Source organism: Terrisporobacter vanillatitrophus, assembly GCF_051148895.1.
In the GTDB taxonomy this organism is placed as follows: domain Bacteria; phylum Bacillota; class Clostridia; order Peptostreptococcales; family Peptostreptococcaceae; genus Terrisporobacter; species Terrisporobacter vanillatitrophus.
This window is the reverse complement of sequence record NZ_CP154625.1, coordinates 290,412-304,641: the sequence shown is the minus strand read 5'-3', so window position 1 is coordinate 304,641 and position 14,230 is coordinate 290,412. Positions and strand designations below refer to the sequence as shown.

Genomic DNA, 14,230 nt, shown 5'->3' with positions numbered 1-14,230 from the left:
ATTTACTTCGCTTATTATATTAGAATCTTATAGTTGCTTTTGAAAATATCTATTATTTCAATACTTATTCTAATCTATTCATAGTTATAATTTTAGCACTCTTCAATTTAATTTACTACAAAATAATGGTTCATTTATCCAAACATATTATGAATATTATTTCTTAATTATTTCAAGATTTCTAATACTTCTTCTTTAGAAGATAATTTAGATAAGTTAAGGAAAGTTTCTTCATCTATTACCTTCACTCCTAGTTCATTTGCTTTTGTAAGTTTTGAACCAGCTTCTTCTCCTGCAAGAACAAATGATGTGGACTTACTAACACTTGAAGTTGCTTTTCCACCTAACTTTTCTACTATATCTTTTGCATCATTTCTCTTAAGAGTTGGTAGAGTTCCTGTTAATACAATTTTCATTTTATCAAATATTTTTATAATACCTTCATTATCATTGTCAATTATTTTAGTATTTACACCTGAATTTTTTAATTTTTCTATTACAGAAATATTTTTTTCTTCTTTAAAGAATTCAACAACACTATCTGCCATAGTCTCACCAAACTCTTCTAAATTAACAAGTTGATTTGAATTTAAATTCATTATTACATCTAAATCTTTAAATTCATTAGCAATAATTCTTGCACCTTTAACACCTATATGTTTTATTCCCAATCCATTAATTAACCTGTATAAATCATTTGTCTTAGATTTTTCTAGGGCATTTATAAGATTTGTTGCTGATTTTTCTCCCATTCTTTCTAAGTTTACTATATCTTCTTTTTTAAGATAATATAAATCAGAAACATCTTTTATAAGATTTTGTTCTAATAGTAATGTTATTATTGACTCTCCTAGGCCATCTATATTCATAGCATCTCTAGAAACAAAGTGAATAATACCTCTTCTAATTTGAGCAGGACAAGACATATTTATGCATTTTACTGCTGCTTCTCCTTCTAATCGTACAGTTGGTTCTCCGCAAACAGGACATTGGTGAGGCATTTCAAAAATTACTTCTTCGCCTGTTCTAGCTTCTTTGTCTACTTCTACAACTTGCGGTATGATATCTCCAGCTTTTTGAACCACAACCATGTCACCGATTCTTATGTCCTTTTCTTTTATATTATCCTCGTTATGAAGTGTTGCTCTACTTACTGTTGTTCCTGCAAGTTTAACAGGCTCTAAAACAGCTGTTGGTGTAATGTTTCCTGTCCTTCCAACTTCTATGATTATATCTAACAACTTTGTTGTTTTTCTTTCTGCCGGGAATTTATAGGCAATTGCCCACCTTGGACTTTTTGCCGTGAATCCCATCTGTTCTCTTTGGTCAAAGTTATTAACTTTTATAACCATTCCATCGATTCCATATTTTAATTCTTCTCTATGTTCAGTCCAGTATTCTATGTATTTTATTATGTCTTCTATGTTATTAAACACTTTGTAATCTGGACTTACCGTAAATCCTAGCTTAGATAATAACTCTAAAGATTCACTATGAGTTTTGCAATTATCATTTTCCAAATGCTCTAAGTTAAATATAAATATATCTAAAGGTCTTTTTGCTGTCAATTTTGAATCTAATTGTCTAAGAGAACCTGCTGCTAAGTTTCTTGGGTTAGCATATAAAGGTTGATCTAACTCTTCTTGTTGTTTATTTATTTTTTCAAAATTATCTTTTGAGATATAAACTTCTCCTCTTACAATTAATTCGTCTTTATAGTCTACTTTTAGCGGTATTGTTTTAACTGTCATTAGGTTATTTGTAATGTCTTCACCTACAACACCACTTCCTCTAGTAGCTCCTTTTTCAAATTGTCCATTATTGTATGTAAGGCTTACTGAAAGTCCATCTATTTTAAATTCTATAACGTATTCTACTTCTCCATATACTGCATCTCTAACTCTTCTATCAAAGTCTCTTAAATCTGCTGCTGAATACGCATTTGATAAACTAAGCATTGGTATTTTATGCGTTACTTGGTTAAACTTGTCTAATGCCTTTCCACCCACTCTATTGGAAGGAGAATTAACTCTTTTTAAGCTTGGATTTTCTTCTTCTAATTTAATTAATTCTTTCATTAAATTATCATATTCAAAATCCTCAATTTCTGGTACGTCATCGTTATAATACTTTTCATTGTGATAATTTATCAAATCAATAAGTTCTTTAATTCTGTTTTCTGCTTCCATAATTATTACTCACCTCGTTTATTATCTTTTTTTATTATTCCTTATTATATTTTTTAGTATAACATTTTAAAAATTTATCTCAAATTATTATTTTCAATTAATGGATATTTTTAATATAAAAAAACCCCTTAGGTAGTTTATTGCCTAAGAGGTCTTGTTTAATAATTATTTTTCATTTAATGCTGATAAAACTTCTTCTAAGTTAAGTCCATGTACTTCACACGCTTGCTCTACTGATTCAACTTGTGCTGATGGGCAACCTAAGCACCCCATACCAAATCTCATTAATATGTTTGCTGCATTTGGATTTAATTGTAATACTTCACCTATAGTTTGATCTTTAGTTATCATAATCTTTTCTCCTTTTATTTATATATATTTCTCTTCTAGAGAATTTAGTATACCAATATTTTCTTCTATTATGGAAGAGTTTTTTTCTTCATATTCAAAACATTCTTCATCTATATTCTTTAAAATATCTTCTTTTAACGATCTTCTAGCAAAATTAAAAATTACATTATTTTCTTTATTTATATGATTTTCTAATAAAGTAGCGTAAGATATAGCATTTGCTATTATATCCAATCCTGCCTCTTTATCTCCATCTTTATATTTATTTAAAGCTTCTTCTAAATTTCTCATGTAGTTTCTTCCCAGGTCATGCTCCACAAGCATTCCATGAGTAATAACATTTTTACCCGTTTCTCCCAGGTGTTCTACCATTTTGTTAAATAAAAAAGTCTCTTCTTTTTTATGATGATGATTATCAGCAAAATCTTTAACAAAACTAATAATCTTATTAAAATCATCATAATCTATCTCTTTATTGTCCATAAAGTTTAAACATGCTTTTCTCATAACAACAAGTATACGACTAACATATTTATGTTCTTTTATCAACAAATCTATTCCACTCATTATGTTTTCTCCTTAGTATAAGTTTTATTCACATATATTTCTTATTACCCTCATACCATTTTCTTCTATTAAATACTCATAATTATTATTTAATTCACTTACGAATGACTTTATCCAAGAGTTTCTTAAATTATAGAAGTGTTTTACATCACATCCTACTTCTTGCCATATATCCTTGTGAACGCAGATTCTTTGTTGCCATCCAATTTTGTTTTCTTCATTAACTACAACTTCATTTACTCTATCGCAAGGCATTCCATCTAAAATATAGTCATTTACACAGTTGAATAATTCTTCTGGTGTAGATGGTAATTTACCTTCTGACTTTATCTCATTAGCTGCTACTATTCCTTGTGATTTGTAAACCTCTTCTAATTTAGAATGATTTTTTTCATCAGCTTCTATTAATAATTTTGTCCAAGCTGCCATTCTTCTTTCAGCACAGTGAATTTGATTTTGTAACCATCCATGAATGTTACTTGTGTCTATTAACTCTTCTAATGGTTTATTAGGTAGTTTTTCTCCATATTTATTTTGGATTTCAGCACTTAATTTTTCTACTTCAAATCCTTCTTCTTTTGCTAAATTTATTATTTCACTTTCTAGTTTCTCAAACCATAAAATTTTATTGAATAACCAGTAATGTATTTTTCCTAAAAATAAACTCATAAACACATCTCCTTTTTCTTTTTTATTTATTATCTTTTGTATTATTTGTCATCATAATACCTTAATATTAAATTATATTCTGTAACATATGTTACAACTACATGAAATTTGCATTTTTGTGATAAAATCAATAGTAAGAAATTTATTATTTTAAGGAGTTAAAATGTTTAGAGATAAAAGCGAAGAATATATTTTAGATCTTTTTAAAGATGCTAACTATACAATAAAAAACTATGTGAAAAATGATATTATTGCCATAGAAGGAGATACTTGTTCTTCCATAGGTTTAATTCTACATGGAAATATCGATATAAAAAGAATGTTGGGTACTAAGGTGATACACGTATCATCATTTGGTAAAGGTCATATTTTTGGAGAAGTAATTGCTTTTTCTGATATTAATTTGTATCCAGCAACAGTTATGTCTTCTACTTCTTGTAAAATAATGTTTATTAATAAGGATAACTTTATAAAGTTCTGTACCTCTCATAGTGATTTTTTAGAAATGTTTTTAAATGATTTGACCAACAAGATTTTTGTTTTAAATAATTCAATTACTAACTTAACCTTTAATAGTATTAAACAAAAAATTTGCAACTTCTTAATTACAGAATATAAATTACAAAATAGCGAGAATATTAAGCTGAAAATGACTAAAGAAAAGATTGCTGAATCTTTAGGTATAACTAGACCTTCACTTTCTCGTGAATTAATCAATCTGAAAGATATGGGACTTATTGATTATTCAAGAAGTCATATTAAAATTTTAGATTTGGAAGAAATAGAAAGTATTTTAGCGGAGTAAACAGACTTGGTTTTATTAATTGTACAACAAAAGCTAGTGTATACAAAATTACACTAGCTTTTGTTTAACTAAAAGTTAAATATTCATTTTCCAATTCATTTACTATGTAACTCATTCCTTTTGAGTAAAAATCATTGTCGCCACAAAGTTTTACATAAGTAGTAGATTTAAAAAACATATCTGTACTTTCTTCTAAAGATATATTTTTTAAACTTGCAAAATGATTAATAATTTGTGGAAAAAGTGATTTTAATAATTCGTCTTTAGCATTCATTTTTTATCTCCTAATATTTTATTAATAATTTATGCAGTTTCATTAATATTAGATTTTTCATCATAATAGTATTCTAATATATCTATACATCTATATAGAACAGTAAAATTTCCACCAAACTCCATTAGAAATCTATCTTGAGCATCTAGTAGAGTTTTTGCTCCAGCTAATATAAGTGTCATTTTTATTGCTGTTTTTGGTCTAAATCCTTTTTCTATAAATTTATCTATTATATTATCTACATCGTCTTCTTTAAATAAATCTGAAATACTATTTATAAGTTCTATTTTATAATCAGTGCAGTTTTCTAAAAGATTTATAGAACTTATAAATCCTCGATCTTTACTCACTATATAATAATTATTAGCCTCATATCTATGTTGTCCTATTATAAGTCCTAAATAAGATACTAATTGAAAATCTAAACTATTTTTTACTCCTGTGGTAACATTTATTTTCAAAATATTTGCCTTTGTGTTTAAGCATTTTAATTTATCTCTTCCAAATTGAAATAAGTTTGTTCTTTCTGTTACAAATAGTATTATTATATCTTCTTCGTTTAATTTATTTGCACTGCTTAGAGCAGTAATATTCACATTCTCCGTATCAACTAAAAATATTCTTTTCATAACGAATACCCCCTAAAAACTTTTACTTATTTAGAGTGTGTCCAAAAGGAAAAAATATAAACCTCATTATTTAAACTAAAAAATATCCTATAGAATTAAATCTATAGGATATTCTTTATATTATTATTGTTCCATGAACATTTTTATATCGTCTTCAACGTTAGTTATTCCACCAATTCCAAAGTTTTCAACTAAAACATTAGCAACATTTGGTGATAAGAATGCTGGTAGAGTTGGTCCTAGGTGTATGTTTTTTACTCCTAAGTATAGTAATGATAATAATACTATTACAGCTTTTTGCTCATACCAAGCTATGTTGAAAGCTATTGGTAATTCATTTATATCTTGTAATTCAAATACTTCTTTTAATTTTAAAGCTATTAAAGCTAATGAGTAAGAGTCATTACATTGACCTGCATCTAAAACTCTTGGTATTCCATTTATATCTCCAAGATTTAATTTGTTGTATTTGTATTTTGCACAACCTGCTGTTAATATTACAGTATCTTTTGGTAGAGCCTCTGCAAATTCAGTATAGTAATTTCTTGATTTAGCTCTTCCGTCACATCCTGCCATTACGAAGAATTTCTTAATTGCTCCAGATTTAACTGCATCTACTACAGCATCAGCTAAAGCAAATACTTGATTATGAGCAAATCCACCTACTATTTCACCAGTTTCTATTTCTGTTGGTGGTTCACAAGTTTTTGCAAGTTCTATTATTTGAGAGAAATCTTTATTGTCTTCGCTTTCTCCTTTTATATGTTTAACTCCTACAAATCCTGCTGCACCTGTAGTAAATATTCTATCTTTGTAGCTATCTTTTGGTGGTACTATACAGTTTGTAGTCATTAATATTGGTCCATTGAAAGATTCAAATTCTTCTTTTTGTTTCCACCAAGCATTTCCGTAATTTCCTGCAAAGTGAGAATATTTTTTGAATGCTGGGTAGTAGTGAGCTGGTAACATTTCAGAGTGAGTATAAACGTCTATACCAGTTCCTTCTGTTTGTTGTAATAATAATTCTAAATCTTTTAAATCATGTCCTGATACTAAGATACCTGGATTATTTCTTACTCCTATATTAACTTTAGTTATTTCTGGGTGTCCATAAGTTCCAGTATTTGCACTATCAAGTAGAGCCATTCCGTCTACTCCTACTTTACCAGTTTCTAAAGTTAAAGCTACTAAATCATCAGCACTTAAAGTATTGTCTAACGTTTTAGCTAATGTTGCTTGCATAAATGCATTTATAGCCTCATCATCATATCCTAAAGCATTTGCATGTTTCATATATGCTGATAAACCTTTTATTCCGTATATTATTAATTCTCTTAAGCTTCTTACATCTTCATTTTCTGTTGCTAATACACCAACAGTTGGAGCTTTTATGTCCATTTCTTCTTTAGTAGAAGCAGTCCATAGAGCAGCTTCACTTAAATCCTCTTTATTTTCTAATTTTGCTAATAAGTCAGATTTTATATCTAAAGTAGTTTTTACTCTATCATAGAATATTACATCATCAAAGTTAGCATTAGTTATAGTAGTGAAAAGGTTTATAGTTATTAAGTGATTTACTTCACCACTAACTTCTTTTCCTTCTCCTCTTAATCTAGTTGTAACTTCTGATAATCCTTTTGTTGTATATATTAATAGGTCTTGAATTTTTGCTAAATCTGGTGATTTTCCACATACCCCAAACTTAGTACATCCTGTACATCCTGCTGTTTCTTGACATTGAAAACAAAACATTTTATTATCCATTGTTATCCCTCCAAATTTTTAATGTTTATCTTATATACACATTATATATACAACAATAAAAAGAATCTGTAACATATGTTACAGATTCCTTGTTTTTTTATATATTTTATTTGTAACTTTAATTACTATTCTAAACTTTCTAATACAGCACAAAATTTTCTAAATTCCTCTATATTTTTTATATCTTTTAAGTTTCTGATATCAATCATACTGTTACTAGGCTTATGCCTCAAAAACTCCATATCATATATTTCACATTTACAAAAACCTTTTAAAAATACATACTTATATGGTTCATATTTATCAATATTATTTTCAAAATATTTTATCTTTGCATAACACAATCTATTAATATAAAACAATAGAGCTAATACTGATTCCTTTTGGGCAAATTTATGTGAAAAGTACTTAACAGAATGATATTTGTCATGCTTAAATTCCCATCTCAAATCATCTGAGCAAGTAAGGGAATACTTTTCTATCAGTTTTATTTTATCTACACTTAGCTGTCTCTTTAATGTTTCATCATTCATGTCCCCACCCCTAAAAATATTAGTATTAATTAAATTATAATTCATGGATTATACAAATACTATTTAGGTTTATGAGTTTTCATATCAAAGTTTTAGATAATAAATAGCAATAAATAAATTTTTTAAATATACTATTATAAAAATTTGTTTTGGCCAATTTAACGGGCTAGAAATTATCTATATTAAATTAAATCATTTGCATATTCTTTTGTTGGAGCTTTTATTAATAATTTACATCCTATAAATGAGAATATCCCTATGCAAATCATATTAATTAATATCATTAATAATGGATTTTCTGCAATATAAACTACAATATAACAAATTGCTACTCCTATTATATTCATTATAAATTCATCCATTCTCAGAGCTGAGTTTATTATATATCCAATTAGCAGAACTGGTATTACAACAAATACTAAAATATTAGTTCTTTTTTTCAATCTATATCCAATAGCACCTAACATATATCCAAAGGAAAATAACATTAAATTATTTATAAAGTAAACAAATATAGTTTTTATAAACCAAATAAATGTTATATCAGGGTTTGTCACTTCCATTCCAGCTATTTCTCTCCACACAAGATCAGTTACAAGAACCACATCTTTATGTGTAATTACTTCTATTAATATTTTTAAACAAATTTCTAAAATTGTTGGAAATATAGCCATAAATAATGACATTATAATTGCCCATACCCTCAAAGCCTTTAAGAAATTTTTTCTGTCTCCTCTTATACTAATAGCACCAGAAAAATGTTTTAATATAAACATAATTCCAGCTATAAAACAAAATGACATGTTAAAAACATTTGCTTGACTATACATATTTATTTGTTTATCAAATCCTGGTTCTAATGCCATATATATATTAGATACAGCTGTAAGACCTTGGTTTACAATTATTATTATCAAAAGTACTAGTATCATTTGTATAACGTCTCTTTTCATAAAGTTAAAATATGGATTATTTTTCATATAAAGCCTCCTCTTTTTTATTCATGTTTATAAATAAATCTTGGAGACTCATTTTATCTAGCTCTATAGCTGAATTTTCTATCATGATTAAATCTTCATCGTTTAAATCTCCATAATAAGCACACATTTTATTATTTCCAAAGGATTTTACTAACATCATTTCAGGCAAGATCGATAATCTATTTAAATCTTCTCTTTTTCCACTTATATAATAGGATTTTTCTCTTACTTCATCTATGTAGTTATTTACTCTTATCCTTCCATCTTTAATCATTACTACCTTTTCTAAAAGTTCTTCTACTTCATTGATTAAATGAGTTGAAATAATAATGGTTCTGTTTTTATGCATGTAGGATTCCAATAATATGTTGTAAAATTCTTGTCTATTAACAGCATCTAAACCTATTGTTGGCTCGTCAAAAATAGTTATAGGTGCATTTGAACAAATTCCAATTATATTTGATACTAAGGTTTTCATACCTCTAGATAGTTTTTTATAAAGTAGCTTTTTATTTATTTCAAACAATCTACACAGTTTATCTTGAAGTTCATAATCATAATCCTTATAAAAACAAGAATATACTTTAAAAATATCTTTTACTTTATATGTTAAATCAAAAAATTCTTTTTCCCTAACTACACAAACATCCTCTAAAACAGATATATCTTCTTTAGGGTTTTTCCCAAATATTTTTACTTCTCCCTTATTACAAATTAACTGATTTGTAATTATATTAATTAATGTACTTTTCCCAGCTCCATTTTTTCCCAATAATCCATATATTTTATTTTCCTCAAAGTCCATGCATATATTATCACAAACAACTTTATCTTTAAAATTATGACTTACATTTTTTATTTCAATAGCCACACTCATTTTATCACCCCTTAAAATTCTTAATCATATCTAATAATTCTTCTTTTTCTATATCTAATTTACTAGCTTCTTGAATTAAGCTTTTAATATATATGTTCTTGAAGTTTTCTTTTCTAGACTTCTTAATTACTTCTTTAGCTCCCTTAGCAACAAACATACCTATCCCTCTCTTTTTATATAAAACCTTATTATCCACTAAAATATTTATTCCTTTCAGCACTGTAGCTGGGTTTATTTTATATAACTTTGATAACTCGGTTGTAGAAGGTATTTGCATATCTTCATCAACACATCCAGAAAGTATCTCATCTTCTATTGTTTTTGAGATTTGAATAAATATGGGCTCATAATCATTAAGTATTAACTTCAACATTCCACCTCCTTATATGGTTAATTACTCAAGTAATTAACCATATAAGTATGGTAATTTATTAATCATCATACGTCAACCATTTTTTACCATAAAAAAAGAATCACCGAAATGATTCTTTACATTATTATATTAAGTTCTATTTAACAAAATGTACCGCTCCTGTTGGTCCACCATAATGATATGAGAAATAATCCGTAAATTCAGAAATAGTTTTAACTATTACACTACCTTCTGACATACCACAATATCTATAGTTGTCTGAGTAATATACTTTTCCATCTATTATTGCATGTATAAATAAAACATGACCTGCTCCACCAGATCCATTATTCTTTCCATTTACATAGCTATTTGGAAAAGAAACAACTATATTATATATATTTTCATCATTATTAGCGTCTACAATTTTGCTTAAACAAGACTTGCCAGAATATTTCTTCTGTGTATATCCCGTCTTAGTCACTGCATTTGATTTTAATTTAAAATACCATTGATTTCCATTCCAATATGTATCTGGCGTTTGGTATATTCCTAAAACTTTTAACTGACTATATACATACAGTGAACATTGCTTTGTAAAATTACTTCTTCCTGTAATTTCTCTACATTTTTTATATGTTTTAATAATTTGTGATTTTATTTCTGAAACGCCATTTTCTTCTCCTATATTATTTGATCCTTCATTTGTATCAGATGAAGTTTTTTTAGCTTCTAACTTCCATATTTGCTTTTTATTACCCTTTTTATATGTTTGTACATTTACATTTGAACCATTTTTGCTACCTGTACATGTTAATACATATTTAGTATTATTTGCTGATCTAAGTACATATCCTCCTGAAACACTCTCAAATATCCATCTTTGAGTAGAGTGACCTTCGCCGCTTTTGTCATATAACATAACATTAGCATTTGCTTTGACTTTATCACCTTTTACATTAATTAATTTTTCACTAGAAGTACAAGTTGGAGTTAGAGCATAAGATGAATTAATTTTATATATTTTATATGTTTGACTATTTTTTCCATTACCTTCATAAACATTAATATTTGTACCATTTGCTGTTTTTCCACCAGATACATTTAAGTATTTTCCACTATAAACATTTTTTAGAGCATAGTTCCCCCCTTTAATACTAGCACTTTCCATCGCATCTACTATAACTGACATTCCCAAATTTCCTACTAAAATACCTGCCACTATTAAACTACATAATATTCTTCTAAAATACTTTTTCATACATTCCCCCGCATTTTTCAATATTTTCCGAATTGTTTGTAATTTTTTTGTTACCATAATAGTAGTCTAATTGCCAAATAGTGTCAATAATGTAATCATTCAATTTAAAGCATGATAAAAAATAAAGCATCTTTACAGATGCTTTATTATCTAATATCCTTTTTCTATCTCTACCTTATTCTCTAATTCTTTATTAGAAATAAATTTTTTCAAATTATTATAAAATAAATTAAAACTTCTTAATGAGTTTTGTTCTGATACCCAAGAATTATGAGGAGTTATTATTATGTTATCTAAATCCCATAGTTTACTATTTTCATATAAAGGTTCTTCTTGAAAAACATCAAGGGCTATTGCCCTAAATTTATGAGTATATTTTATTAAGTCATCTTCATCTACAATTTTCCCTCTTCCTACATTAATAAATGACGATCCATCTTTCATAAGATTAAACTTTGATTTATTAATAATTTTATATGTCTGTTTTGTAGATGGAATAGTACTAACTACTATATCACAATTTTTAAATATTTCATCCATATCTTCTGTTGAAAAACATTCATCAAAATACTTTATACTTCTTCCATCTGTGTTGCATCCCCATATTTCTACTCCAAAGGCTTTTAATCGTTTAGCACTCTCCAAAGCAATTGTTCCTGTTCCTAAAAATCCTATTCTCTTTCCATAAACTTCAGAAACACTATAATCACATATCCACTGTCTTTTATACTGCTTATTATAAAATTCTTTAGTGTTTTTATATATTTGTAAAATCTCCGATACAATCCATTCTGCAATAGGAATACTATAGCCACCTTTGTTATTGCATAAAATGATATTTCTATTCATGACTTTATCTATAGGTACTTGATCAAACCCTGTGCTACTTAACTGTATATACTTTAAATTTTTCATTTTTGATATATCTAATTTTTCAAAGGAATTATAAGTTACTAATACATCTATAGATTCTAAATCTTCATCTGTCATTTTATCTAAAGTAGATTCTGAACCTTCGCTATTAAAAATAACATCATATCCTAAATCCCTTATTCTATTAAATTCTTCTTCATTAAATTTGAGTGTAAATAATGCTTTAATGACAACTCATCTCCCTTCAACTGAACTAAAAAATTTCAACATACTTATCATATATTCTACATATTTTTAAAAAATACCTTTGTTATACAATAAAAAATCCTTCAAAAATATTTTGAAGGATTAATCTATATGAACAAATAAATACAAATCATAGTTTATATTTATTTGTTATCTTTATTTTGTCCATTTTAAAAATGATTATGTCATCTCTATTTAGTGATTTAAAGTTTGACCTAACTTTAACGCCTGTCTTTCTTGGATTAAATTGTAAACTAATTTGTTTAAAGTCCAGTCTATAGTTGTATCTGTCACAACAGCACTTAAAGGTCTGGCCATTTTCATTTTCTTTAAACTGTCTAAAAATCCATTAATTTTTAATTGAGTAATATTATTAAAAATTAATGCTTTATTTGGCCATACTTCTTCGTTATCATCAGATATACTATCATTTAATATATCTTTTATAATAGCTTTTCCATTTTTACTATCTACAAAAATAAAGTCTTTAATTCCTACTAGCCTTCCTATATTTTTAATCATACTACATTCTTTTTTATTAAAATTAACTATAATCATGCAACTTCTATCATGAATATTGCTTATTGAACTTTGGTTTAATTTTTCAAATGACATTGTTCCTCCTATTTTACGTAGTTTTTAAACTAATTTTACCAGACTCCATTTTTTTATCCATTCTGTAATGTGAGTATATGGTGAAAATTCCACTTAGTATTAATATTAAATAATACATAAATCCACCATATAAAAATACGGCATATCCTAACAATGTTTGTGGGAATACTCTCTTGAAAATAGTAAAGAATGCTAATTCATTAGCTCCAATATTTCCTGGAGTTGGTATTGGTGATATAGCCATATACAAATATACTTGAAGAGTCATAAGATAAATGAAACTATGTCCGTTTAAGTTAAATGCTCTATATATCCAATAGGAAACACTAAAATATAAAGATATTTGAATTATAGTTAAAGTTACAGTAGTAATAAGTAATTTCTTATTTTTCATAAAAAACTTAATCGACTCTGTATATTCTTCTATAAATGAATCTATATTATCTTCTTTAGATTGTAAAAATTTAAATACTTTAAATTTTAATAAGTATTTTACTACTTTGTGACATATATCTTTTATCTTTGGTGTATTTATAATTGCTAAAAATCCAATTATAAATGTAAATAAGTTTACAGCTAATCCAAACATAACAAAAGGCATTACTGTGTTTAAATCATATCTTAATTTATTAGCATTCATAAAAATAAATATAGTGCAATAAATTGTAATTACTACTTGATAAAGTATTGTTTTATTAGTTATTATTCCCGTTGCCTTACTTAGGGGAACTTTATATTTATTTAATACATATATTTGAACAGGTTGACTACCAGATGCAAAAGGTGTTACTAAGTTATAATAAAACCCCATTATAGCTAGCTTAAAACCTACAAATGAACTCTTCAATTTATGTTGCTCATTAATTATTATTTGCAATATTATTCCCTCAAGAATAATATAAAATAAAATCGCTACTCCCCCTATTAATAAATACTCCTTATTTACCATAGTAATAACGCTAGACAACATACTTATGTCTAAACTTTTTAAAACTAGATATATAGTTCCAACCATTAAACATAGTAAAAATACATATCTTAGGAAAGTTTTCTTTCTTTTATTATCCATAGTTATCTCCTAGTTTTTATTTTCTTATTATTATAAGTATACAACATAATTATAAATTAATAATATTAAGATTTTATTACATTATTGTCATGTAGAATACCGTTTTATTCTACATATATCTATATTATATATCTATATTATTTTTTTCTTTTTATGAAAATTGAATTCATACATTT

General features: G+C 26.6%; 16 protein-coding genes. 1 reads left to right on the top strand and 15 read right to left on the bottom strand.

What is annotated here, in order from left to right:
• Positions 1 to 167 precede the first annotated feature (167 nt).
• From ligA to TVTCOM_RS01690, 4 genes are all read right to left on the bottom strand, one after another.
• Positions 168 to 2,189 (bottom strand): NAD-dependent DNA ligase LigA, encoded by a 2,022-nt coding sequence (gene ligA / locus TVTCOM_RS01705; RefSeq protein WP_434798129.1) that lies wholly within the window; start codon positions 2,187 to 2,189, stop codon positions 168 to 170.
• Positions 2,190 to 2,354: 165 nt separating this feature from the next.
• Positions 2,355 to 2,540, bottom strand: coding sequence for a DUF1858 domain-containing protein (locus TVTCOM_RS01700; RefSeq protein WP_434798128.1), 186 nt, complete (start codon positions 2,538 to 2,540; stop codon positions 2,355 to 2,357).
• Between the two features lie 18 nt (positions 2,541 to 2,558).
• Positions 2,559 to 3,107, bottom strand: coding sequence for a hemerythrin domain-containing protein (locus tag TVTCOM_RS01695; protein WP_434798127.1), 549 nt, complete (start codon positions 3,105 to 3,107; stop codon positions 2,559 to 2,561).
• Positions 3,108 to 3,131: 24 nt separating this feature from the next.
• Entirely contained in the window at positions 3,132 to 3,776 is a 645-nt protein-coding gene (locus tag TVTCOM_RS01690; protein ID WP_434798126.1) for a hypothetical protein, read from the bottom strand.
• A 163-nt stretch (positions 3,777 to 3,939) separates the two neighbouring features.
• On the opposite strand from TVTCOM_RS01690, the gene TVTCOM_RS01685 reads away from it, so the two are divergent.
• Positions 3,940 to 4,581 carry a Crp/Fnr family transcriptional regulator gene (locus TVTCOM_RS01685; protein WP_434798125.1) on the top strand — a complete coding sequence of 214 codons (642 nt, stop codon included), beginning with the start codon at positions 3,940 to 3,942 and terminating at the stop codon, positions 4,579 to 4,581.
• A gap of 64 nt (positions 4,582 to 4,645) precedes the next feature.
• Here TVTCOM_RS01685 and TVTCOM_RS01680 read toward each other — a convergent pair whose 3' ends face one another.
• The 11 genes from TVTCOM_RS01680 to TVTCOM_RS01630 form a co-directional block, all read right to left on the bottom strand.
• Entirely contained in the window at positions 4,646 to 4,855 is a 210-nt protein-coding gene (locus TVTCOM_RS01680) for a hypothetical protein (protein WP_434798124.1), read from the bottom strand.
• Positions 4,856 to 4,884: 29 nt separating this feature from the next.
• Complete coding sequence (locus TVTCOM_RS01675; RefSeq protein WP_434798123.1) at positions 4,885 to 5,484, bottom strand: PIN domain-containing protein; 600 nt, start codon at positions 5,482 to 5,484, stop codon at positions 4,885 to 4,887.
• A 123-nt stretch (positions 5,485 to 5,607) separates the two neighbouring features.
• Positions 5,608 to 7,248: a hydroxylamine reductase gene (gene hcp / locus TVTCOM_RS01670; RefSeq protein ID WP_434798122.1), complete on the bottom strand. Its 1,641-nt coding sequence runs from the start codon at positions 7,246 to 7,248 to the stop codon at positions 5,608 to 5,610.
• A gap of 125 nt (positions 7,249 to 7,373) precedes the next feature.
• Entirely contained in the window at positions 7,374 to 7,781 is a 408-nt protein-coding gene (locus TVTCOM_RS01665) for a hypothetical protein (protein ID WP_434798121.1), read from the bottom strand.
• A 182-nt stretch (positions 7,782 to 7,963) separates the two neighbouring features.
• Entirely contained in the window at positions 7,964 to 8,761 is a 798-nt protein-coding gene (locus tag TVTCOM_RS01660) for a hypothetical protein (protein ID WP_434798120.1), read from the bottom strand.
• Positions 8,751 to 9,638, bottom strand: a complete 888-nt coding sequence (locus TVTCOM_RS01655) for an ABC transporter ATP-binding protein (RefSeq protein WP_434798119.1) — start codon at positions 9,636 to 9,638, stop codon at positions 8,751 to 8,753. Before TVTCOM_RS01655 ends, TVTCOM_RS01660 begins: the two co-directional genes overlap by 11 nt.
• A 4-nt stretch (positions 9,639 to 9,642) precedes the next feature.
• Positions 9,643 to 10,011 carry a GntR family transcriptional regulator gene (locus TVTCOM_RS01650; RefSeq protein ID WP_434798118.1) on the bottom strand — a complete coding sequence of 123 codons (369 nt, stop codon included), beginning with the start codon at positions 10,009 to 10,011 and terminating at the stop codon, positions 9,643 to 9,645.
• 136 nt (positions 10,012 to 10,147) lie between these two features.
• On the bottom strand, positions 10,148 to 11,251 hold the full coding sequence (locus TVTCOM_RS01645; RefSeq protein WP_434798117.1) for an RICIN domain-containing protein: 1,104 nt from the start codon (positions 11,249 to 11,251) through the stop codon (positions 10,148 to 10,150).
• Positions 11,252 to 11,401: 150 nt separating this feature from the next.
• Positions 11,402 to 12,304, bottom strand: coding sequence for a phosphoglycerate dehydrogenase (locus tag TVTCOM_RS01640; protein WP_434799705.1), 903 nt, complete (start codon positions 12,302 to 12,304; stop codon positions 11,402 to 11,404).
• Between the two features lie 261 nt (positions 12,305 to 12,565).
• Complete coding sequence (locus tag TVTCOM_RS01635; RefSeq protein WP_434798116.1) at positions 12,566 to 12,985, bottom strand: DUF3783 domain-containing protein; 420 nt, start codon at positions 12,983 to 12,985, stop codon at positions 12,566 to 12,568.
• A 13-nt stretch (positions 12,986 to 12,998) separates the two neighbouring features.
• Positions 12,999 to 14,054 carry a lysylphosphatidylglycerol synthase transmembrane domain-containing protein gene (locus TVTCOM_RS01630; RefSeq protein ID WP_434798115.1) on the bottom strand — a complete coding sequence of 352 codons (1,056 nt, stop codon included), beginning with the start codon at positions 14,052 to 14,054 and terminating at the stop codon, positions 12,999 to 13,001.
• Between the last annotated feature and the right edge of the window lie 176 nt (positions 14,055 to 14,230).